Origin of the sequence: Moritella sp. (genome assembly GCF_013215705.1) — a bacterium.
GTDB lineage: Bacteria > Pseudomonadota > Gammaproteobacteria > Enterobacterales > Moritellaceae > Moritella.
In genome coordinates this window covers 185,440-208,940 of the sequence record NZ_JABSQR010000009.1, presented here as the reverse complement: position 1 = coordinate 208,940, position 23,501 = coordinate 185,440, and the positions used below count along the sequence as shown (strand labels likewise).

Below are 23,501 nucleotides of genomic sequence, written 5' to 3'. Positions count from 1 at the left end.
TTCCGAACTCAGTAGTGAAACGTAATAACGCCGATGGTAGTGTGGGGTTTCCCCATGTGAGAGTAGGGCATCGCCAAACGCTAAATCAAGATTCAAGACGCTGTCTTGAACGAAAAAAGCCGATATCATTGATATCGGCTTTTTTTATATCTGTAAATTATTAACAGCTAAAGCTAAGTGCTGAGTCTTGTTCTGTGAAACCTTGATGAATTAAAAACGCAGATAATTCAGCGGTAACTTGCGTTGTTTTAATGACAGCAATCGTTTCAAGCTGCAGTGATTTAGCGTGTTTAATTGCTTGCTGTATTAGATATTTACCCACACCACGCTGTTGGGTTATATCTCTTACTGCAATGCAGCTTAAGAATAACGTGGTAGCATCATGTTGCATGATTAACCCACCAATATGGCGATCATTAAATTTAGCTACAAACAGTGTTTGGTTATCGTCTTGAAGCAATTTGTCGAAACTGTTGCTAATCTCGGCTTCATCATCCTGGAATGGTCGATATAATTTTGTTATATCAATAAGTAACTGTGGTGTTGATTCTGTTACTGTAAATGCTGATAATCTCATACTGTTCCCTTTTTTAGATACAGGCAGATATTACGCTATTATGATTCGTTATTTAAGGTTTGTTTTATGCAATGCAGGATGAATTGTGGCGCGTGTTGCGAAGCGCCAAGTATTACCAGTTATATTCCGGGGATGCCAGATGGCAAACCTGCAGGTGTGCGCTGTGTTAATTTATCTACGGATAATTTATGTCTGATATTTACCGACCCGAAACGACCAGCATTGTGTGATACGTTTAAGGCCAGTAGTGATGTCTGTGGCGAAAACCGTGATGAAGCATTATTCCTCATCACTGATTTAGAAATACAAACAGCGTAATATTATGAACGCTTGAGCCATGAGCGCGGGTTAACTGCTTTACCTTTATGGCGGATCTCGAAGTAAACGCCAGACTCTAGTTGGCCACCACTACGCCCTGCTAAGGAGATCACATCACCTGTACGTACTTTTTCTCCGGTCACTTTAAGTAATGTTTGGTTGTGGCCATACAGGCTCATATATCCTTGACCGTGATCAATAATTATCACCATACCGAAACCACGTAACCAATCAGCAAAGACTACTTTGCCTGCACTCACGGCTTTCACCTTAGCGCCTTCATTCGCACTGATAACCAGACCTCGCCAACTGACATTATTAAAACGCTTGCTGTTAAAGTTGTGAAGCACTTTGCCTTTTATTGGCCAGTCGAGTTTTCCTTTATAGCCTTTATAGCCTTTTAAGCCTGCGAGAGATATCTGTAAGCTCTGTTTTTTTCTTAATAATGCGATTTGTTGTTTTAGTTTTTGTGCTGAAATACTGAGTTCTGTTAAGGTCTTTTTTTGTTTACTAATGCTACGGGCAATATTTTTATTACTTTTTTTCTGTTGCGTTTTTTGTTGTGCTAACTGTCTGGCTTTTTGTTGTTGTGAGGCCTTGATAACCATTAACTGCCGCTTAATTTTTTGCTGCTCCAACTCATTCTCGGTTATTTTAGCTATCGTGACATTAAATTCTACGATCGACTGGGCTCGCGCTTCATGGAGGTGCTTATAATAAACCAATGAGCGTACAATCTCGTTGCTGTTCTGCTGATTTAAAAGTAATTTAAGGTAATCATTATTGCCACTTAAGTAGGCTGTTTCGATTTGTGCCGCAAGAATATTTTGCTGCTTTTTTTTATTTTTAAATAACACTTTTTGTTGCGCAACGAGTGCGCTGAGATCATGCTCAATATTACGGATTAAAGATTTGGTATTACTCAGCTGTGCTGCGATCTTACTAATCGCGCGGTCGGTGTTTTGTGTTTGTGTTGATAAATTGTTTAAGTAGCGATGCTGTTTTTTGATGGCTGCATTTTGGGCTTTGATTTGGTTGCGAAGTTGATTCAGTTCAGACTGATTATTGGCAGCAAAAGCGTTTAATGATAGCAATATCAGCAGGCCTATAACGCTATAGGCCATGCTGTTTTTTAAAAAATTCATGACGTCATCCTTTCCCCGTAGGGAAACGATTATTTCAGATTCATCAGGTTCTTACCAGTCATTTCCGCTGGTATTTCTTGACCAAGTAAAGTCAACATGGTCGGTGCCAAATCAGATAGGCGGCCAGTCTCTGCTGGTTCTGCGTCACGACCAACATAAATCAGTGGTACAGGTAAGTTAGTATGTGCAGTATGAATGCCGCCCGTTTCTGGATTGATCATCATTTCAGCATTACCGTGATCGGCTGTGATTAAGCATTCACCACCGACTTTTTCTAATGCTTCAACTACACGACCAATTGATTGGTCAACGGCTTCACACGCTTTTACTGCAGCATCAAATACACCGGTATGGCCAACCATATCGCCATTCGGATAGTTACAAATGATCACATCGTACTTTTCACTCTCAATTGCTGCAACTAACTTGTCAGTGAGCATTTCTGAATTCATTTCAGGTTGTAAGTCGTAAGTTGCTACTTGTGGTGATGGGATTAATTCACGATCTTCACCTGTGAAAGGGTCTTCAACGCCACCATTAAAAAAGAAAGTCACGTGGGCATATTTTTCTGTTTCAGAAATACGTAATTGCGTTTTATTTTTCTGCTCAAGTACTGAACCTAAGGTATTAACTAATTTATCAGAAGGGAAAGCGATACTAGTATCAATGCTCGCTGCATATTCAGTTAGCATAACAAAATCAGCAAGTTTCGGTATTACACTGCGTTCGAAGCCGGTGAAGTCAGTATCGACAAATGCACGGGTAATTTCGCGCGCACGATCGGCACGGAAATTCATGAAGATGACAGCATCACCATCGGAAATCGGTGCAGCTTCGCCAATGACTGTCGCTTTCACGAACTCATCATTTTCATCACGTGCATAAGCGGCTTCAAGACCAGCGAGTGCTGTATCTGCGCTATATAGGCTTTCAGCTTGAGTAAATAACTTATATGCTTCTTCAACACGATCCCAACGATTATCTCGGTCCATTGCAAAATAGCGACCGATTAATGTGGCGGTTCTACCTACACCAACTTCAGCAAATTTAGCATCAAATTTTTCTAATGTGCCCAGTGCGCTACGCGGTGGTGTATCACGGCCATCTAAGAATGCGTGTAGATAAACCTTTGTTGCCCCTTGCTTTGCTGCAAGTTCGATCATAGCTAAGATCTGTTCGTCGTGACTATGTACGCCACCTGGTGACGCTAGGCCTAAGATATGCACGGCTTTATCATTCGCCACCGCTGCATCAACAGCCTTAACAAGTGCTGGATTTTGATAGAATTCGCCATCGTCGATTGCTTTATCGATTTTAGTCAAATTTTGATACACGATACGACCAGCACCAATATTGACATGGCCAACTTCTGAATTACCCATTTGACCATCAGGCAATCCCACATCTAAACCTGAACTTGAAATCAACATGCTTGGGCAATCTTGCCAAAGCTTATCTAAAATGGGTGTTTTTGCATGGGCAATGGCATTATCTTGTTGATCAAGACGGTGGCCCCAGCCATCCATAATGATAAGTGCAATTGTTTTCTTCGCCTTAGACATGAGTTTACCTCTCGGTTATTAAAGTTAAATATAGGAATATTACTACACTTTACGGGGATAAATTGGCTCTTATTTATGATCCAGGTAGAATATTGGAGATATTTAATGGTTAATATCGGTAATATTACTACATATCCAGCTATTTCATCTTACGAGTTCTTCGTGTCATTATACAAATCACGTGATTAACGTTATCTTTGAGTTATTCATAACGGTGGTGAGGAATGTATTATTGAGCTGCTTTTATTCCTTGGCACATGTATACTCCGTTGAGAATAATCCATTATTATTAAATTTTAGAGTCATAATCACATGCAAGAATATATTGAATTTGCTTCAAATAATCCAGCCTTATCTCTCGCTTGGGTAGCTATTGCTGGTTTCCTTATTTATTCATTTGGCACCAGTGCCATGTCAAAAGTGAAGTCGGTGAACAATCACGAAGCGACAACGTTGATGAATAAAGACAATGCTATTATTGTGGATGTTCGCGCTGCAGAACATTATCGTAAGTCACATATTTTAAACGCAATTAACGTTCCTACTGCTGATATTGAAGCAAATAAGCTAACGATGATTGAAAAATACAAAAATACCCCAATCATCGTTATGTGTGACACAGGAATGAGTTCAGGTCGCGCTGCGAATCGTCTAGCGAAAATGGACTTTACTACTGTTTATAATTTATCTGGTGGCATGGCAGCTTGGCAAGAAGCCAACTTACCGACTGTTAAAAAATAATAGTCTACCAGCCAGATAACTAAGCGATTAATTATTCAGTTTGAAACTATAAAATATTGGAATTTACTTATGTCAGAATCAGCAAGCCAGCAAGAATTTAATATCCAACGTATTTTCATCAAAGATGTATCTTTTGAATGTCCTAATTCTCCATCGATCTTCCAACAAGAATGGAAACCTGAAGTTAAATTAGATCTTGATACGCGTAGCTCTAAGTTGGGTGACGGTGTATTTGAAGTTGTTTTATCACTTACTGTAACCGCTAAAGATGGCGACACAGTGGCGTTCCTATGTGAAGTTCAACAAGCTGGTATCTTTAGTGTTGGCGAATTAAGCGAAGGTCAACTAGCACATTGTCTAGGTGCTTTCTGTCCAAATATCTTATTTCCATATGCGCGTGAAACAATTGCTAGCTTAGTGAGCCGTGGTTCTTTCCCACAGCTTAATCTTGCGCCAGTTAACTTCGATGCACTGTTTGCATCTTATGTTCAACAAGCACAACAAGCCGCTGAAGCTCCTGCTCCTGCTCTTGCAGAGCAAAAACTGGACTCTTAAGTGATGGCGACTGATACAGCTTTGATTACAGTTCTGGGTGCTGGTTCTTACGGTACTTCATTAGCGATGTCCTTAGCACGTAATGGCAACAAAACGGTGTTGTGGGGTCATAATCCACAGCACGTTGCCGAGCTTGCTAAAGCGCGTAGTAATGAAGCTTACTTACCGGGTATCGTTTTTCCGGATGCTTTGGTATTGGAGGCAGATCTTGAACAAGCTGTGGCCGCAAGTCGAGATATTCTGATTGTGGTACCGAGCCATGTTTTTGGTGATGTATTAAAGCAGATTAAACCATTTTTGCGTGAAAACTCGCGTATATCTTGGGCTACAAAAGGCTTAGAAGCTGACACTGGACGTCTATTGCAAGATGTTGCAACAGATATTCTTGGCAGTGGTTATCCATTAGCGGTACTTTCTGGACCTACATTTGCGAAAGAGTTAGCTGCTGGTTTACCAACTGCAATCAGTATCTCGTCAACAGATCCAAAATTTGCTGATGATATCTCACACTTATTGCATTGTGGCCGTAGCTTACGTACTTATACCAATAATGATTTTATTGGCGTGCAACTTGGCGGCGCGGTTAAAAACGTGATTGCTATTGGCGCTGGTTTATCTGATGGACTTGGTTTTGGTGCGAATGCGCGTACTGCATTAATTACTCGCGGTTTGGCAGAGTTATGTCGTCTTGGTGAAGCATTAGGTGCAGAAAAAAATACCTTCATGGGTATGTCTTGCTTGGGTGATTTAGTACTAACCTGTACTGATAATCAAAGTCGAAATCGTCGTTTTGGTCTTGCACTGGGTGCAGGTAAAGGCGTTGATGAAGCTCAAGTTGAGATTGGTCAAGTTGTTGAAGGCTATCGCAATACCAAAGAAGTTTATTTGTTATCTGCGCGTCTTGGTGTAGAAATGCCAATTACGGAGCAAATATATCTAGTGTTATATGAGAATAAGCCTCCCAAAGAAGCTGCTTTAGCATTATTAGCACGAGATAAAAAAGGCGAATAAATATTTTGTCTATAAAAAAGTGACAGCGAAAGCCGTCACTTTTTTATTGCCGATTTATTTAAAATCGATCTCGATTAGATGTTTTAACCAAGTCTAATAGTAAGAATGCTCACCAGCTTGGTGCTCAGTAGCATCTTTAACAGCCGTTAGTTCTTCAGGGAACAATTCGAGTAACTGTTTTTCAATCCCTTCTTTCAACGTAAAGTCTACTTGGCTACAACCATTACAACCGCCACCAAACTGTAAGATAGCAATGCCATCATCAGTGATTTCAGTCAATACCACGTTACCGCCATGTCCTGCAAGTTGTGGATTAACTTCAGTTTGGATCACATAGTCAACGCGTTCTGCCAGTGGTGCATCATCTGCAACCGCTCTTATTTTTGCGTTAGGCGCTTTCAGTGTCAATTGAGAACCCATTTTATCCGTCACAAAATCGATATAAGCATCGGTTAGGAATGGTTTGCTCATGTCATCAATTAATGCATCAAAGCCACTGTATGGTAATACAATATCAGTACTTTCAATTGCTTCAGGTGGACAATATGATACGCCACACTCTGCATTTGCTGTGCCTGGATTAACGACGAATACACGAATGTTAGTGCCGTCTTTTTGGTTGCTAAGTAATTTTACAAAATGAGTTTGTGCCGCTTCAGTAATTGTTATCATGGTGCCCTCGTTGTCATACCTGACTAATTTACTATGTCTTTAATTGTAACGCTATTTAAGATGATAAACCACTAATCCGCTAATGTTCTGGCGATACACCATATATCAATACGTTCTATTCCTGCAGCAGATAATGTTAAGCAGGCTGCTTTGATGGTCTCACCGGTCGTGACTACATCATCTATCAGGGCAATATGTTTAACGCTAAAACGCTGAGTTACTTGAAATGCATTGTGCATGTTGGCGCTACGTTCGACGGCTGTTTGTTGTGCTTGCGGCGCTGTATATCTTGCGCGGATAAACTGTTTTTCGGCAATGAGCGGTATTTGTAATTGTTTAGATAGAGCACTGGCAAGTAACTGGGCTTGGTTATAACCCCGTTTGGCTTGACGTTTTTTATGTAGCGGAATGCAAATTAGCGCTTCAGGTAAACTGTAATTATGTTGCATTATATTGCTGGTGATTGTGCGGCTTAATAAACCAGAAAAGAGTAAATGCAATTGTGGTTGCTGGGAAAATTTGTATTGTTTAATTAAATATTGGCATTCTAAGGTATAGCTCATACAGGCAATTAATTGCTGCCACGGTGGTATTTGTTGGTTGCATTCATCACATTGTTGCTGATTTTTACGTTGTGGTAGCGCGCAACGAGGGCAGTGTGAATTGGGTAAATAAGGCAGTTCTTGTAAGCATAATAAACATAGAAAAGGTTGCGGATTATCGATGGGCATAGCGCATAAATAACAACGAGGTTGTAATAGTGTCATGCTGAGTTTGCGGATCATGGCTATATCTACACGTTTGATTAGTATATCCTCGTTGCTAAGTAATTCGTCAAGTGTAGAGTCAAATGTCAGAAATCGTCGCCACAGAAAGTAAAAATGTAAGCCCTTGCACAACGTTGCATGTCGATATTGTCGGTGATGGCCCAGATTTAGTGCTGTTACATGGTTGGGGACTAAATGGTGCGTGTTGGCAATCGATTGTGCCGTTATTATCTCAACATTATCGCTTACATTTAGTTGATCTTCCTGGTTTTGGTTTTAGTCATGACAGTCATGTTGCCAGCGGCACGCTTGCAGATATCACTGACGCCTTAATAAAGATCGCCCCTGCTAACGCCGTTTGGTTGGGGTGGTCGTTAGGTGGACTTTGCGCCACTGATTTTGCACTGCAATATCCACACCGGGTTTCTGCTTTGGTTACCGTTGCTAGTTCGCCGAAATTTATGGCTGCAGAAAAAGTCGATGATTCTGCGACTTGGCCTGGCATTGCTGAACAAGTATTAGCGCAATTTCAACAACAGTTGCAACAGGACCTCTCGCAAACTATCAATCGATTTTTAGCTATCCAGGGCATGGGTAGTGCAACCGCGAAGCAAGATATTAAGCAATTAAAAACCTTATTAGCTGCTCGGCCACAGCCGCATGCTCAAGCGCTTAGTAATGGCTTAACGTTATTATCGACGGTGGATTTACGTGCTCAGTTAGCAACTTTAACAATGCCATTCTATCGTTGTTATGGGCGGTTAGATTCGCTGGTGCCACAAGCGACGGTGGCGTGGATGGATAACTATCTGCCACAATCACCGAGTTTGATATTTAAAGCGTCTTCACATGCGCCTTTTATTTCTGAACCCACGCTTTTTGTTAACAAATTGCAGGCATTTATTAACCATTCGTTATAAACTCAAATAGCAGTCACCCTGTTGTTATTCATGTGCTGCTGATAAGCCGTTATTTATAATAATGAGGGGAAGATATGGTCATACCATCACAAGTTACGATTAGTGATCTACACTGTATGAATGTTTTCAAGGGAGACGCTAGCACATGGTATTAGTTATTCCACCACCTACGGGGATCCCTAATGCATTGAATCCAACTACGGCTGCGGTAGAGCGTGATGCGGAAAAACGCGAGATCACGCCGGCGATCACCCCTGATAGTGCATCGGCCTCAACAGGTGATAGCACCGAAGAAAAAGATCTTCTCAGTTATAACCCGAAAAAAAATGACCCGGATCGTAAGAATAAACGCGCTCAAGATCTATCGCTGCTTCCATCTGATGACGATGAAACTGCAGTCGAAAACGAAGATGTTGTTGATGGTGTTGGGACGATCAACAATGGCTTTGAAGGGGGGACATTATCGATCGATATGACGGGTCCACCTGAAAGGATTATTGTTGCAGTGCTGTTATTACGACAGGCGATCTTAGCTAAACCTGCCCTCAAGGTTGGCGATCGTCAACAGCTTGCCGAGATAAACCACATTATAAAAACGGCGCTAGCTGATCTATTACGGTTAAAACAACTTGATGAAGTTAAAGCGCTGGCATCAACATTACCTCGTGCAACCGGTGTATTAAAAGGTAAAGATGTGCATTCTCACGTTGTCGCATTGGATGATCTTTTTGCCGTATCTTTTGATGATGACGTGGGTGTCGCAAAGGGGCCTGTATCAGCAAAATCGAAATTAGCTGGCGCCGTTGTGGGTTCTTTTTATGGCGTGAATATCGAACCACAACCACCTTCTCAGATCGACCACCAAGAATAATCTATATTTATCGTTGGTTTATAGGTAACTTTCTTCGTGCTTTGCTAGTATGGATGGTATAACCATACTAATAATGAGGATGTCATGTCAGAGCAACGGATACAGCAAGCAATACAATTAATTGATGAAATAAATAAGTGTGACCCAGTCAGTGAAATTGTAGATGGAATAGCACAGCCAAAAGAATGGTTATACGGTGTGCGTATGAGTGAATGCCTGGCTGAGTTTATACCTGAAGCATCGACGGCGTTGCAGATAGCTGCACGTGCACAGCATATTAAGCGTTGGAGTATTCCACGCAGTGAGCATCCACTCGGGCGTGAAGGTTATTACAAATGGCGTCAATCATTAGGTAGCTTACATGCTGAAGAAGCCATGGCGATTGCTGCACAAGTAGGTTGTGAGCAAGCCGAAATACAAGCTATTGGCCGCATGTTACGTAAAGAGAAATTAAAACGTGATCCACAGGTCCAAGCGCTAGAAGATGTTATCTGCTTGGTATTCTTAAAATATTATTTTACCGCGTTTGCAGAAAAGCACACACCAGAGAAATTGATTGTGATTGTGCAAAAGACCTGGGCTAAAATGTCTGAAAAAGGCCATGAAGCGGCATTAAAATTACCGTTTACACCAGAGCAGCAAGCGTTACTGGCTAAAGCGCTCGGTTAATATTTACGCTGGATTCAATACTGCAAATTCACTGCCGCTTACTTGAGTTGCAGTGAATAATGCCTCCTATCTGCTAAGCTTCTTCTCTTTCTTATATTACGTTTCTTAATTACGTTAATTGAACCTGCAAATCTATTGATAATATCAGCTTAGTGTTAGCTTTAATCCCTATTTTAATCGTATTCTTATTTATTATTATCTGCTAATTAAATACTTTATATCTATAATCTCTCTGGTATATTGAGCTCAGCAATTACATTCGGCTAATTGGATGATTTAGGGAGTAACGTTAATGGAAATGGAAATAATCTCGGCAGCGGTGATGCTATTTTTGATCATGGATCCGCTAGGTAACTTACCTATATTTTTGTCTATTTTAAAACATATTGATAAAAAGCGTCGACGTGCGGTCATGATCCGTGAGTTGTTAATTGCCCTGTTTGTAATGCTGTTATTCTTATTCTTAGGTGAAAGGATCCTTGGTTTTTTAAGTCTAAAACAAGAAGCGGTGAGTATCGCCGGTGGTATTATCTTGTTCTTGATCGCAATTAAGATGATCTTCCCGACTGAAGGTGGGTTAACCGGCCTAGCTGCAGGTGAAGAACCTTTTATTGTGCCAATGGCGATCCCGTTATTAGCGGGTCCTTCAATCCTTGCTGCGTTATTATTATTAGCCCATCAAGACCCTGAAAAAATGTTTGAATGGTCTGCTGCGTTACTTATTGCGTGGGGGCTAAGTGCCTTTATTTTAATGTTCTATGAAGGGTTTAATCGTATTCTCGGCGAGAAAGGCCTCGCCGCGGTAGAGCGTTTAATGGGCATGTTATTAGTGATGATATCAGTACAGATGTTACTGGATGGTATTGCTGATTATCTGGGGACGTTAAGCTGATAAACTGCCATTGTTGTTGGTTTTTTGTAAACGAAACTTTGCTTTATTGTTTGCAATACGCCGTCGCAATGGTAAATTAATCTATCTTAATACCTAAGTAAGCTTAGCAAATAGTTTAGAACGTAGGACAAAAGAAGCGTCACTTAGGTGTGCTGCTTCTGATCACTTGTTCTCATAATATGACAAGGAAAGTGAATGAGCATTACCTCTTTTTACCCACCACAGCGTACTTTGATGGGCCCAGGTCCTTCAGATGTTTATCCTAATGTATTACAGGCATTAAGCCGTCCGACTGTGGGCCACCTTGATCCGACATTTATTAAAATGATGGATGAAGTAAAAGAATTGCTACAGTATGCATTTCAAACCAAGAACCCTTGTACTATGGCCGTTTCTGCTCCGGGTTCTGCCGGTATGGAAACATGCTTTGTGAATTTAATTGAGCCAGGTGATAAAGTCATTGTCTGTATCAATGGTGTGTTTGGTGGCCGTATGGCTGAAAACGTCACACGTTCTGGTGGTGTACTGGTTAAAGTTGAAGATGAATGGGGTAAACCTGTTGATCCAGAAAAGCTTGCAGCCGCATTAAAAGCCCATCCGGATGCGAAGATTGTTGCTTTTGTACATGCGGAAACCTCAACTGGTGTACTTTCTGATGCTAAGACTCTTTGCGCTCTAGCAAGAGAACACGGCTGTTTATCAATTGTAGATGCGGTGACGTCACTCGGTGGTGTCCCACTGTATGTGGATGATTGGGGCATTGATGCGATTTATTCTGGCACCCAGAAATGTTTATCCTGTGTGCCGGGTATCTCTCCGGTGAGTTTTAGTCCTGCTGCGGTTGAAAGAATTAAAAACCGGTCTGTACCTGTGCAAAGCTGGTTCTTAGATCAAACACTGGTGATGAGCTATTGGTCTGGAGAAGGTAAACGTACTTATCACCATACTGCGCCGGTAAATACTTTATATGCATTACACGAATCATTAGTGCAATTACAGACTGAAGGTCTAGAGAACGCATGGGCACGTCATGCGCAGCAACATTTAGCATTACGTGCTGGTTTAGAAAAAATGGGCATTGAGTTTATTGTTGATGAGGCGTGTCGCTTACCACAACTCAATACCGTTGTTATTCCTGACGGTGTTGATGACGCGGCGGTGCGTAATCAATTATTACAAACCTATAACCTTGAGATTGGTGCCGGTCTGGGGGCATTCGCAGGCAAAGCATGGCGTATTGGTTTAATGGGTTATGCGGCACGTCCCGAAAATGTGGCTCTGTGTTTACGTGCACTAGAAGAAACGTTGAACTAAAGAATAAATTAGGCCCTAAAATACGCTCTACATTCGAATTAGTTTAAATTAGCTTGATGTGGTTCCGTTAATCTAGCGTATTCATATGTAAAAGCCACACCTCATGATCCTGAGGTGTGGCTTTTTGGGTTTTAGTCGGTAGTAATAAACGCTTGTTATTATCTACTGAGATTGAGTGGTATCCGCCTGACTAGCGGAAAATCGTTGCACCAATTGATTGCGTGGGTAGAGATGTGCTGTCTGCTGCATTAATTCTTTCGCCTCTGCGTTTTTACCGAGTTTGGTTAATACGCGCACCCAATTAATATAAATATTCGCTCTGGGGGTTTTCTGACTTATCTCAGCTGCCCAATCAATATAGTTATTCAGCTCTTCGATATCATTGTTGTACATGGCGATTTGCAAGCGATACATCATGGCATTGAACTCTAATCGGGTGATCCAAGCCACCGGATTAACGACTTTTGTGAGCGGGGTTATATCACTGCGATCACTGCGCTCATATTGGGTGAGCAGTTTATTGGTATGTAATGTGGTTAACATGAATAAGCCAGTAACCAAGGGGATCAATAAAGCTAAAGTACGTAATAAAAAGGTGTAATTGAACGCGATGCTCTTCGTATTGCCATAACGACTGCCGATATACCAAACCAAGGTTAAGAATACGATCCAGTGCACGATAGCATGGTAAAATGGATATTCTGTTTGGCTATGTAAAACTAACGGGAATACCAGTCCTAACAATGCCAATGCTTGCCATAGCGGTTGCTTGAGGATAATGCGCAGGAAGCCGACTACCAACAAAGCGATGCCGGATAACGCTATCAAGCCACCTTCAATGCCCCAATACAGTAATTCATTATGGGGGTGGTCAAGATTTTCTGGTGATCCCGGTAAGGCTAATCCTTGGCTTAGCGCGTCACTGTATGAATTGAGATATGCCACTTCAAAACTGCCATAACCCCAACCTAGGAAAGGCTTTTCTAACCACATAGCCAAACCATGTAAATAGATCGGCACACGTGCGCCTGGATCTGTGAGAGCTGCAGCTGAACGCACGACTTTTTCGGCAGTTTCTAACGAATAAGCACCAATGCCAACCGCGATAACACCGCAAACTAGCCAAAGTAATAAGCTTTTTGATTGTTCTGTATCACGTAATTGTTGCCATGACCAAGGTAATAGCAGCAATGGTGCGATCAATAATGACAAATAACCAGTACGAGACTGTAATAACACCACCGGAATAACGGCCATGAAGGTGGTGATATAACAAAATAGCCGTTTGTTTTTTTCATCTAACTTGGTGAGTGTCAGCAGGTATAAGGCAAGGGCAATACCGGTAGTTAAAAATGACGCAGAAACATTGGGTTGTTGAAAAATACCATAAGGGCGATTGGCAATCTTCTGATAACCCACGGTATTATTGACAGGTAATAGGTAATATTGAACCAGACTAAATAACGCCTCGACAAATACCGCCGCTAATATTAGATACAATAACAGCAGCCGTTGTTGTTGATTAAGCTGCAATTGTTGCAAGGCAATAAAAAACAATAACCCCCCGATTAAACCGAATAATCGGGTATAGCTGAGACCTGCAACTATTGGGTCGGCATATAATACCGGCATAAGCATCACTAGCGTGGCGGCGATAAACATTAAGCTCAGTGGGGAGTAAACCAATTTTGCTTGTAATGTCGCTTGCCACAACCCAATGCCGATTAAGGTTGAAATAAACATCCAACCTATGGCATTAAAAGGCAGGTGTAGTCCTGAACCGCCGCCGTTATGCTGAAAATAATGCATCCCGATCAGCATATACACGGCGAACGTAATGAAAAATCCTTTTTTCAATGTTGTTAGATTCATACTATGACTCTTGATTTATAATATTCAGTTGGTTGATAGTACTCAGTTTTTTTGCGCGTGCTAACATGGGTTTTAGAAAACGTGCAGTATGACTGTCTGGATGTTCAGATACGGTTTCCGGTGTCCCTGCAACCAGAATTTCACCACCGCCGCTGCCACCTTCAGGACCGAGATCGATAACCCAATCTGCTGTTTTTACTACATCCAGGTTATGCTCAATAATCACGATGGTATTACCGTGATCACGTAAGCGATGTAGTACTTTCATGAGTAATTTAATATCATGAAAATGCAAACCTGTGGTTGGTTCGTCTAAGATATACAAGGTTTGGCCGGTATCGCGTTTTGATAACTCTTTCGCCAGTTTCACCCGTTGTGCTTCACCGCCGGATAAGGTGGTTGCTGATTGGCCAAGGCGTATGTAAGACAGCCCGACATCCACTAAGGTTTGTAATTTACGTGCGATAGGGGGTATTGGTGCAAAGAAGGCATTGGCCTCTTCGACGGTCATATCCAATACTTCGTGAATATTTTTGCCTTTGTAGCGGACTTCTAATGTTTCACGGTTATAACGCTGGCTTTTACAGTTGTCACAAGGAACGTACACATCCGGTAAGAAGTGCATCTCGACTTTGATTAGACCATCACCTTGGCAAGCTTCACAGCGGCCGCCTTTTACGTTGAAGCTAAAGCGTCCTGGTTTATAACCACGTGAACGCGCTTCATGGGTGCCTGCAAATATCTCGCGGATAGCCGTGAAAATACCGGTATAAGTTGCTGGGTTAGAACGTGGGGTACGGCCGATTGGACTTTGATCAATATCGACTACTTTATCCAGCTGATCTAAGCCTTCAATCGAGGTATAAGGTGACGGGGTTGTCACTGTTGCGCCATTTAATTCGATATGGGCGATCTTAAAGAAGGTATCATTAATGAGGGTCGATTTACCTGAACCTGATACCCCGGTGACACAGGTCATCACGCCAATGGGCACGGATAAGTCCACATTCTTGAGGTTGTTACCGCTGGCTCCTTTGAGATGTACCCATTTGTCGGTTAATGGGGTTCGTTGTGCTGGGATTTCAATGGCTTTACGGCCACTGAGGTAATCGGCGGTCAGTGAATTTTCACTTTTTAAGATATCATCAATACTGCCTCGGGCCACGATCTCACCGCCGTGCACACCAGCACCTGGACCAATATCCAGCACATAGTCGGCAGCGCGGATCGCATCTTCATCGTGTTCAACCACTATCACGGTATTACCAAGATCACGGAGATGGATCAGGGTTTGTAATAAGCGTTCGTTATCGCGTTGGTGCAAACCGATCGAGGGCTCATCGAGTACGTACATCACGCCAACTAAGCCTGCACCAATTTGGCTGGCAAGACGAATGCGCTGCGCTTCACCACCAGATAATGTTTCGGCGCTGCGCTCTAGACTTAAATAATTCAAGCCTACATTGACCAAGAAACCCAGACGATCACCAATTTCTTTCAGGATCTTTTCGGCTATCTGGCCTTTTTGACCCGGTAGCGTCATTTTGGAAAAGAATTCGAATGCTTCACCAATCGCCATGCGTGATACTTCTGGCAATGTTGTTTCTTGAATATAAACATGGCGAGCTTCTTGGCGCAGTCGCGAACCTGAGCAGGTTTCGCAAGATTTGGTGGTTAAGTATTTACCAAGCTCTTCACGGACCGCATTGGATTCTGTTTCTTTATAGCGGCGCTGCATGTTGGGAATAATGCCCTCAAAAGCGTGGCTGCGAATGACAATATCACCGCGATCATTGACATAGTTAAATTCAATCTCTTGTTCGCCACTGCCTTGCAGGATGTAATCTTGAACTTCACTGGTTAAGGAATTAAACGGTTTGGTGACATCAAATTTATAGTGCTTAGCCAGTGAGGTGAGCATTTGGAAGTAATAAAAATTACGCTTATCCCAACCGCGGATCGCACCACCTGAAAGGCTTAGGTCAGCATTAATAATGACACGATCGAGGTCAAAGTATTGTTGGACGCCAAGACCGTCACAGGTATGGCAGGCGCCGGCTGGATTGTTGAATGAGAAGACTCTCGGTTCAAGCTCGGCCATGCTATAACCACACTGTGGGCAAGCAAAGTTAGCCGAAAATACGATCGGCTCTGCCTCGCTGTCATCCATATCGGTAATATAAGCGGTGCCGCCAGACATATTGAGTGCGGTTTCAAAAGATTCCGCCAGACGCAGTTGCAGATCATCACGCACTTTGAAGCGATCGATGACAACCTCAATGGTATGCTTTTTATGTAGGTCTAAGGTTGGTGGATCGGACAGATCACAGACCTCACCGTCAATACGCGCACGGATATAACCTTGGCTGGCTAAACTGGCCAGGGTTTTAACATGCTCACCTTTGCGTTCTTTCACGATCGGCGCGAGTAACATCAGTTTACGGCCAGTCTCTAATTCCAACACATGATCGACCATTTGGGTAATGGTTTGCGCCGCTAAAGGGGCATTATGGGTTGGACAGCGAGGTTCACCAACACGGGCAAATAACAAGCGTAGGTAATCATAGATCTCGGTAATGGTTCCGACCGTTGAGCGTGGGTTATGCGATGTTGATTTTTGCTCGATAGAGATCGCGGGTGACAGACCTTCAATATGGTCGACATCAGGCTTCTCCATCAAGGATAAGAACTGTCTTGCGTAGGCAGAAAGCGATTCTACATAACGACGTTGACCTTCTGCATAAAGCGTATCAAATGCTAATGACGACTTACCAGAACCCGATAACCCTGTGATCACAATCAATTTATCGCGAGGTAGTTCAACATTGATATCTTTAAGGTTATGGGTGCGTGCGCCCCGAACAATGATTTGATCCATACATAACTCACACTACATAAAATAATCAACCAGTATCGCATATTAGGGCTTGTTAGGCATTACTTTAGAAGAAACTCTGTTCAATATTAAGAATGTCGTCAGGCGCAACGAGGTCGTCTGGTGCAACCTTATGTGTCTGATTAAGATCGCTATTATTCGACAGCATAATAGATTGTTTTGCTGCCCGCTCGGTAAAACCGCCAGCGAGCGCAATGGCTTTATCGACGGTTAATCCGGGCCTAAATGGATAGCCTCCGGGGCGTTTTACTTCGCCTTTAATGTAAAATTGGCGGAACGTCGCGATACTGACCATTACTTTCGGTGAGATCAGGTAGGAATCTTTTAATCCGCGATAAATTTTTTGTTTGATTTCAGCGGGGGTGAAACCGACAACGTGAATTTCGCCAAGGTAGGGATAATCAATACTGCCTGAGGTATCAATCAATACCGACATACTGAGGTCTGCTTCGCCATAGACTTTAATCGCGATCTTATCGCCTGCCCCCAGTTTATAATTTTGTTGTTCCTGCGCCATTGTTTGACTACTTAACAACAGTAGGAACACCAGTATAATACGCTGTGATTGCATGAATCCTTTCATTAAAATACACCTTACAGTTAAAATACCAAGCGACTGGTTAACCCATAAATATTGTTGTCATAACCTAAGCGAACATCTGATGATGACTTGGTTTCATGCTCATAGCTCAGTCCAAATGTTAGCCAATACCTTAATTGATAAGATAGCGCGATATTGATGCTATTGCTGTTATCCTCACGCGCACTGTATTGGTACGTCTCATTGACATGTTGGTAAGCCAGCGTCGTGGATACATTATAACGCCAAGCGTGCTGCCAGTTAACCGAGCCGGTATTCTCTTTTATACGGTCGGCTGCGGTGATGGCATTCGTGATTTTTTGACTGGCCTTGATGTTGAATATGGAGTACGTTTTTGGCGACCAGCGAATACCGATATCCCAACTCGGGTTGGTTTTAGAGCCGCGGCGATTATCGGTAACATTAATTTTTTCATAGCCGAGTTTAACACTGCCCTGTGTTTTACCACTGATATCCCAATTGATACCGCTATAGAGTAGGCTATTGATACTGTCTTTTGCGTTACTGTTACCAGGGTAATTAGTCACCTTGTTACTGATATCCACTAATAAGTTAACGCTGGCTGCGAGACGATAATAGAGCGCAAGGCCGTAGTCATATTCGTTAAAATCTGCCAAGGGTGTGTAATTGCTATTGCCCTCATCATAGCGTTTATTATTAACACTGAGCCTGGGAGCAAAGGTGAGTGTCGAGGATTGACTGCCATAGCGATAGTTAAGCGTTATATCCTGAGTATAAAAAATAGCGGGAGCTGTCGCTTGGTCATTACCCTCAGATATCCCGGTGTTAGCCGCGTCGTGGTTACGTTCAAATTGATATGATATTGCCAATTTATGATGACTGTTCATCGCGCGATTAACGTCTGCTTGTAATTTGTGGTCAGTATAGTTACTGGCTTTATTGTCACTGTATAAGCTCTGTTTGGCGCTGTAACTGAGTGAAAATTGATTGTTGTATTTCTCTCCTTGAATACGTAATGCTGGCATTATTTCAACTAAATTAGAGGCTTGCTTGTTATTCTTTACATTGGTGACGTTGTCGTCGTGTTTATAATTAATCGCAATAGTGGGTATTATCTCAATACCTAAGTCAACCATATTGGAAGGGGCGACTGACGAGGCCGCAAGCAAGTAAAATGGCGCGGCGCATAGGGTGAATAATAAGTAGCGTAATATCAGCATTGGTGATTAAGCACGACTATGATGCCAGTGCAGTCTCCTTTTTATATTGATACTGGTACTGATAGCGTTTATCGTTTTTTAATGATTCTTGATTTAATATAATGCCATCGGTACTGACGCCATGTTTTGCCAGTAAGTCGATAGTATTGTGGAGATCGCCAATTTTAGATTTGTTGGAACGGGTCACTAAAATATTAAAATCAGAGTGTTGACCAATAATAAATGCGTCACTGACTAACAGGCTTGGCGGTGAATCAATAATAATATAATCATATTGCGTTCTTAAAATGGCCAAGCAGCTGGCGAAGCGTGTTGAGCTAAGTAAATTTGACGGACTATCGGTTAATTTACCGGCACAAAGCACGGCTAATTTTGAGTGTGGGTCATGCCAGATATAGCTATTTAAGTGACCGCTAGTGGTCAAAATATCGACCAATCCCTTTTGGGTATTTGGGATCCCCATTTTTTTTCTTACCGATGGTTTTCTCATATCGGCTTCTAAAATAATGGTTTTATGAGATTGTGCTAATGCCATAGCCAGATAAATAGCCGAGGTACTTTTACCTTCCGCTATGGTACTTGAGGTGAGCATAATGATTTGCTGCTTTTTGGTTCTAGCCGATAACTGCAGTGACGTACGTAAACTTTGGGTGGCTTCAAAAATCATGCTGTTGGTCAGGAATAACTGTTGTGGAGACTGTAGGTGGAATTTTTTATCAATCATTTTTAAATTTGGCAGTGAGCCTAATAATGGCACAGATAAACTTTTCAGATTGTCTTGGTTGACTAAAAATAATGCGGTGATTAGCGCATGTGCCACTAACAGCATCAGCGTTAACAGGATCACTAATACTAATATCAATGCCCGTTTGGGTTTGAAAGGGGAACGCGGTGTTTTGGCAATGTCGGTGATGGTGACTGTGGATAGATTAAGATTATTGGTTAAACTGGTTTCTTTTAACCGCATCAAAAACATATTATAGAGTTCGTTACTGGACGTTAACTCGCGATTGAGCGCTGTATAACGTGCTTTTTGTTTTATCAGGGTGCGGTGATCGGCTTTTTTTGCTTCTAACGCGGCAATTACCGCGGATTCATTTTGTTCCAGCAAGGTTAAGCTTTTTTTAAAACCGAGCGCTAATTGCTGCAGCGCTTTTTGGGCATTATCTTCTGCGACACTAAGCTGAGCATTGGCGTGGATCATTTTATCGTGAAGCGGGCCATAACGTTTCGATAGTCGCGCTATATTATTTTTGGCGCGGGTATAATCATTTCTTAACTCGACAATCACGGCTTGATTCGATAGTGCTTTGATTGATGTCGAGGTGAGTAAATCTAAATCTTGCGCTTGATTGATTTGTCGGTACAAGGTTTGCGCGCTGATTAACTCACTTCTGATGGCATTTAATTTGGTGGTGAGGTTTTGTAACTCTGTGGCGGTGAAATTATCAATACCGCTGTCATTAATTAAGTTTTCTTGCTGCAGGAAATCGGTCAGATTACTTTCTGCTAAATTCAAATTATCTTTGAGTACCTGTACGCCATCCTTGAGCCAGAGTGACGCGGTGACCGTCTGCTGTACCCGAAAATCACGATTATGCTGGATATATACATCGGCATAAGCATTGGCGATTAATGCCGCCAAATCCGCCGAGTAATGTTCATAGCTGATCGTCAGCAATGGGGTGTTTTTAATCAGGCCAATATGGACTGCGGATTTTATCTGGTCAATGAAAGCTTGTGGGTCAATGATCTGTACTGACGTTGTTGTTGGTGACAGGCTGTTTTTTAGGTTGTGCAATATGGCGGCGAATTTATTTCGCGGTTTATGCTGGGTGTAATAAGGATGCTGAGATAGCGTTAATTTGCTAATGACTTTTTCAGTGATTAAATCAGAACGTAAGATCTCTATTTGAGTTTGAAAGTAATCTTTATTGTTTATATCGTTTTGCAACACACTTTGGATGGCGATGGGTTTAGCTTGTTGTATTTGTAATTGTAAAACGGTACTGGCTTTATAAATCGGCGGCAGGTCGGATATAAATATGGCGGCAATAATGGCGACCAGGGTGGTGAGCACGCAGATCCGCAAGAACGCACGTCTAATTATATTAACTAGGTGCGTCAGATCAATTTCGTCTTGGGCTCCTTGTTGGAGTCCGCTGTGCGTCTCGAATTTTACCTCCACTTCAGATCCTTTGAATGCTGAGCAATAAGATCACGTATCCATACGTCCTCATTACTTAGCATTAGAAGTACCATGGTTTTAACAAAAAAGAAACATTTCCAGCGTTCGCGGTTTCAAAATTATTGGATTTAAATATAAAAAAACCATATTAGCTATGGTTTTTAAGGAATTTTAGTCTAATGGGCTTGTTTCTTAACTGCGTGCTGTCTTAGTGATCTTATTGGTTAGATAAGACTTTCTTTTGCCCAAGAGACCGCTTGCAAGCGATTTTTGACTTTGATTTTTTTAAATACATTATATAAATGTGACTTGATCGTGTGCTCACTGACATATAATGCATCGGCAATTTCTAAATTTGATGATCCCGTCATTAGCTGGCGTAAGATCTCTTGTTCACGTGTTGTTAGCTCAGGTTTTCGGTCTAAATCAACGGCTTTAGTTGAACGATAAATAGAGATCAAGGAGCTTAGCGTGCGTCTTGGCATCCAGAATTCACCTTCGGTGATCTTTTGTATGCCTTTGCACACCACATCGAGTTCATCGCGTTTGTTAAACACGCCGAATATCGATGGCCAAGTGGAAATGTTTTCCATCGTGGTATCGTCACTTAAATTAATCAATGCTAACCGAAACATACCGTGATATTGCTTTAATTTATTTTTTAGTTGTTCTTGTGAAATGGCACTTAGATTATCGGTATCAACGAGTAATAATAAGTTGTCATCAATCGAGATCCGTTCAACCTCGGCTACTTCACGCAGCTGTTGCACTGGTATATCGAGTTTGGCTCTTAGGCAAGAGACTAAAGTGGCAACTTGCAGACTAGGCTGAGACAGCAGTACTACATTTGGGTAATCCGACATATGACTAAATCCTTTAGTTTGTGTGGTGATATCCATATCTATGCTTAATCGCATTATAAAGCGATTAAACTTAGCTAATGACTTAATTAAAGTGTTAAATGTAGTACCTAAGTTCAATGTAACTTGGTACTAAAGTATTAACGTCTAGTGGCGACGGCAAGTTAACCTCGCTGCAAACCTCATGTTAACTAGTTGTTCATTACACTTAACATATCGGGGTGGCATAAATGAGTCAAGTTGGCGTTGAGTTTTATCTCGACTCATACTTTTATCTTTTAGCTATATTGATGGTTTAATCGGGTGTACAACTTTTTTTTCATTGTGTTGGCTGGTTATATTGGCGTTTTATTTCGTTAGATATTATTAACTTGGTGTTTTACGGTTATTTTTGTTTTTTGTTAATGCTAAAGCATGGCGAGCATCATTGTGGTTGTTTTAAATAAATTTTTATTGTCAGCAGGAATGACGTGTTAACATGGCGCTGTAAATATTAAGGGGTTGATGGATTAATTATGGATAATGTAGCTTTATCTAAATTAGAGCAAAAAACAGCAGTGTCGTTAGCATTGGTCTTTGGCTTAAGAATGCTTGGTTTATTTATGATCATGCCTGTTTTTGCTATTTATGGACGCGATTTAATTGGTTATTCACCACTTTGGGTCGGTATCGTCATTGGCGCTTATGGGTTAACCCAAGCGATATTGCAAATACCGATGGGACAATTATCTGACCGTATCGGTCGTAAGCCGGTTATTATTGCGGGTTTAGGGTTGTTTTGTTTAGGCAGTATCGTTGCTGGTATGGCTGATTCCGTTTACGGTGTGGCTTTTGGACGCATAATCCAAGGTACAGGAGCTGTTGCCAGTGCCATTCTTGCGTTAGCTGCTGATATAACTCGTGAGCAACAACGTCCGAAAGTGATGGCTGTCATCGGTATGTGTATCGGGTTGTCCTTTGCTTTTTCGCTGGTGGCTGGACCGGTTTTAGCACAGTGGATCGGCCTTAAAGGTATTTTCTTTGTCACCGCCGCATTGGCGATTGTTGGTATGTTGGTGGTGCATTATATTGTACCGAACTCGACAACCAAAGCACCTGCTGGGGATGCGAGTACCAATAGCAACAAACTAAGAGCCATGCTGCGTGATCCGCAATTATTGCGTCTCGATGTTGGTATATTTTTATTACACTTAACCCTGACGGCGGTATTTGTATCACTGCCATTTGAATTAGAAGCGGCAGGACTGGTTGGTGAGCACCACTGGTGGGTATATTTCCCGGCATTGCTGCTATCATTTGTTCTGATGGTGCCTATGTTGATTATTGCGGCGAAAAAGAAAATGAATAAACAATTTTTCTTATTCGCGATAGCATTAATGGGCCTTGCGCTGTGTGTGATGGGTTGTGCAAGTGGTAGTGTGTGGTTATTTTCACTTGCTATCGTATTGTATTTTACTGCTTTTAACTTTTTAGAAGCCTCGTTACCTGCGATGATCTCGATGTCGGCACCGGCTGGTGCAAAAGGTTCGGCAATGGGTATCTATTCAACATCACAATTTGCGGGTGCATTTTGTGGCGGTATTATGGCCGGTAGTTTGTATTCTCAATTGGGTTCACAAGGTTTATTTTTTATCATTGCAGCGGTAATGATAGTGTGGTTTGTTATTTCTTTGGGTTTAGAAAATGTCGGTCAAGTGAAGGCGCATACCATCGCAGTGACGATCGCAAACCAAAGAGAAGCTGAATTAATCGCCGAAAAGCTAATATCGCTTTCCGGTATTAATGAAGCTGTAGTAGTATTAGAAGAGCAGGTTGCTTATTTAAAAGCGACCAAAGATTTTGAAATAGACCAGGCTTTGAACCTGGTTCGTGAACAGCACAGGAGCTAG

Annotated in this window: 21 protein-coding genes; 10 read left to right on the top strand and 11 right to left on the bottom strand. The window is 41.9% G+C overall.

The features are described 5' to 3' along the window. Positions 1-160: 160 nt before the first annotated feature. Positions 161-577: an acetyl-CoA sensor PanZ family protein gene (locus tag HRT96_RS07925; RefSeq protein WP_293154663.1), complete on the bottom strand. Its 417-nt coding sequence runs from the start codon at positions 575-577 to the stop codon at positions 161-163. Between the two features lie 66 nt (positions 578-643). On the opposite strand from HRT96_RS07925, the gene HRT96_RS07920 reads away from it, so the two are divergent. After that, a complete protein-coding gene (locus HRT96_RS07920) occupies positions 644-895 on the top strand; it encodes a YkgJ family cysteine cluster protein (protein ID WP_293129105.1) in 252 nt (83 codons plus the stop codon). A 2-nt stretch (positions 896-897) separates the two neighbouring features. On the opposite strand, the gene HRT96_RS07915 is transcribed toward HRT96_RS07920, so the two are convergent. After that, entirely contained in the window at positions 898-2,040 is a 1,143-nt protein-coding gene (locus tag HRT96_RS07915; RefSeq protein WP_293154661.1) for a peptidoglycan DD-metalloendopeptidase family protein, read from the bottom strand. A gap of 29 nt (positions 2,041-2,069) precedes the next feature. Beyond that, positions 2,070-3,602, bottom strand: a complete 1,533-nt coding sequence (gpmM, locus tag HRT96_RS07910; protein WP_293154659.1) for a 2,3-bisphosphoglycerate-independent phosphoglycerate mutase — start codon at positions 3,600-3,602, stop codon at positions 2,070-2,072. A 312-nt stretch (positions 3,603-3,914) separates the two neighbouring features. Between gpmM and HRT96_RS07905 the strand changes: the two genes are divergently transcribed. The 3 genes from HRT96_RS07905 to gpsA all read left to right on the top strand — a co-directional run bounded on the left by HRT96_RS07905 (position 3,915) and on the right by gpsA (position 5,909). Next, entirely contained in the window at positions 3,915-4,343 is a 429-nt protein-coding gene (locus HRT96_RS07905) for a rhodanese-like domain-containing protein (protein ID WP_293154657.1), read from the top strand. A 69-nt stretch (positions 4,344-4,412) separates the two neighbouring features. Next, on the top strand, positions 4,413-4,898 hold the full coding sequence (gene secB, locus HRT96_RS07900) for a protein-export chaperone SecB (protein ID WP_293129097.1): 486 nt from the start codon (positions 4,413-4,415) through the stop codon (positions 4,896-4,898). A 3-nt stretch (positions 4,899-4,901) separates the two neighbouring features. Further along, positions 4,902-5,909 carry an NAD(P)H-dependent glycerol-3-phosphate dehydrogenase gene (gene gpsA, locus HRT96_RS07895; protein ID WP_293154655.1) on the top strand — a complete coding sequence of 336 codons (1,008 nt, stop codon included), beginning with the start codon at positions 4,902-4,904 and terminating at the stop codon, positions 5,907-5,909. Positions 5,910-6,002: 93 nt separating this feature from the next. Here gpsA and nfuA read toward each other — a convergent pair whose 3' ends face one another. Together nfuA and HRT96_RS07885 are read right to left on the bottom strand one after the other, a co-directional pair. Further along, positions 6,003-6,581 carry a Fe-S biogenesis protein NfuA gene (gene nfuA / locus HRT96_RS07890; protein ID WP_293154653.1) on the bottom strand — a complete coding sequence of 193 codons (579 nt, stop codon included), beginning with the start codon at positions 6,579-6,581 and terminating at the stop codon, positions 6,003-6,005. A gap of 71 nt (positions 6,582-6,652) precedes the next feature. Next, positions 6,653-7,366: a ComF family protein gene (locus HRT96_RS07885; RefSeq protein ID WP_293154650.1), complete on the bottom strand. Its 714-nt coding sequence runs from the start codon at positions 7,364-7,366 to the stop codon at positions 6,653-6,655. 65 nt (positions 7,367-7,431) lie between these two features. On the opposite strand from HRT96_RS07885, the gene bioH reads away from it, so the two are divergent. From bioH to HRT96_RS07860, 5 genes are all read left to right on the top strand, one after another. Then, complete coding sequence (gene bioH, locus HRT96_RS07880; RefSeq protein WP_293154647.1) at positions 7,432-8,268, top strand: pimeloyl-ACP methyl ester esterase BioH; 837 nt, start codon at positions 7,432-7,434, stop codon at positions 8,266-8,268. A 145-nt stretch (positions 8,269-8,413) separates the two neighbouring features. Further along, a complete protein-coding gene (locus HRT96_RS07875) occupies positions 8,414-9,139 on the top strand; it encodes a hypothetical protein (RefSeq protein ID WP_293154644.1) in 726 nt (241 codons plus the stop codon). A gap of 84 nt (positions 9,140-9,223) precedes the next feature. Next, positions 9,224-9,808 (top strand): DUF4202 domain-containing protein, encoded by a 585-nt coding sequence (locus tag HRT96_RS07870; protein WP_293154641.1) that lies wholly within the window; start codon positions 9,224-9,226, stop codon positions 9,806-9,808. A 298-nt stretch (positions 9,809-10,106) separates the two neighbouring features. After that, positions 10,107-10,700, top strand: a complete 594-nt coding sequence (locus HRT96_RS07865; protein ID WP_293154671.1) for a YhgN family NAAT transporter — start codon at positions 10,107-10,109, stop codon at positions 10,698-10,700. Between the two features lie 195 nt (positions 10,701-10,895). Continuing rightward, complete coding sequence (locus HRT96_RS07860) at positions 10,896-12,014, top strand: alanine--glyoxylate aminotransferase family protein (RefSeq protein WP_293154638.1); 1,119 nt, start codon at positions 10,896-10,898, stop codon at positions 12,012-12,014. Between the two features lie 162 nt (positions 12,015-12,176). Here the strand turns inward: HRT96_RS07860 and HRT96_RS07855 are convergent, their stop codons facing one another. The 6 genes from HRT96_RS07855 to HRT96_RS07830 all read right to left on the bottom strand — a co-directional run bounded on the left by HRT96_RS07855 (position 12,177) and on the right by HRT96_RS07830 (position 21,615). Then, complete coding sequence (locus HRT96_RS07855) at positions 12,177-13,886, bottom strand: Wzy polymerase domain-containing protein (RefSeq protein ID WP_293154635.1); 1,710 nt, start codon at positions 13,884-13,886, stop codon at positions 12,177-12,179. 1 nt (position 13,887) lies between these two features. Beyond that, entirely contained in the window at positions 13,888-16,764 is a 2,877-nt protein-coding gene (gene uvrA / locus HRT96_RS07850) for an excinuclease ABC subunit UvrA (RefSeq protein ID WP_293154632.1), read from the bottom strand. Positions 16,765-16,828: 64 nt separating this feature from the next. Then, a complete protein-coding gene (locus HRT96_RS07845; RefSeq protein ID WP_293154629.1) occupies positions 16,829-17,365 on the bottom strand; it encodes a polysaccharide biosynthesis/export family protein in 537 nt (178 codons plus the stop codon). 17 nt (positions 17,366-17,382) lie between these two features. Beyond that, the gene (locus HRT96_RS07840) at positions 17,383-18,564 is read right to left on the bottom strand and encodes an outer membrane beta-barrel protein (protein ID WP_293154626.1); all 1,182 of its coding nucleotides are present in this window, start codon (positions 18,562-18,564) and stop codon (positions 17,383-17,385) included. 16 nt (positions 18,565-18,580) lie between these two features. Then, positions 18,581-20,752 (bottom strand): polysaccharide biosynthesis tyrosine autokinase, encoded by a 2,172-nt coding sequence (locus HRT96_RS07835; RefSeq protein ID WP_293154623.1) that lies wholly within the window; start codon positions 20,750-20,752, stop codon positions 18,581-18,583. 224 nt (positions 20,753-20,976) lie between these two features. Further along, the gene (locus HRT96_RS07830; RefSeq protein WP_293154620.1) at positions 20,977-21,615 is read right to left on the bottom strand and encodes a LuxR C-terminal-related transcriptional regulator; all 639 of its coding nucleotides are present in this window, start codon (positions 21,613-21,615) and stop codon (positions 20,977-20,979) included. A gap of 512 nt (positions 21,616-22,127) precedes the next feature. Here HRT96_RS07830 and HRT96_RS07825 point away from each other — a divergent pair. Continuing rightward, positions 22,128-23,501 (top strand): MFS transporter, encoded by a 1,374-nt coding sequence (locus HRT96_RS07825; protein ID WP_293154617.1) that lies wholly within the window; start codon positions 22,128-22,130, stop codon positions 23,499-23,501.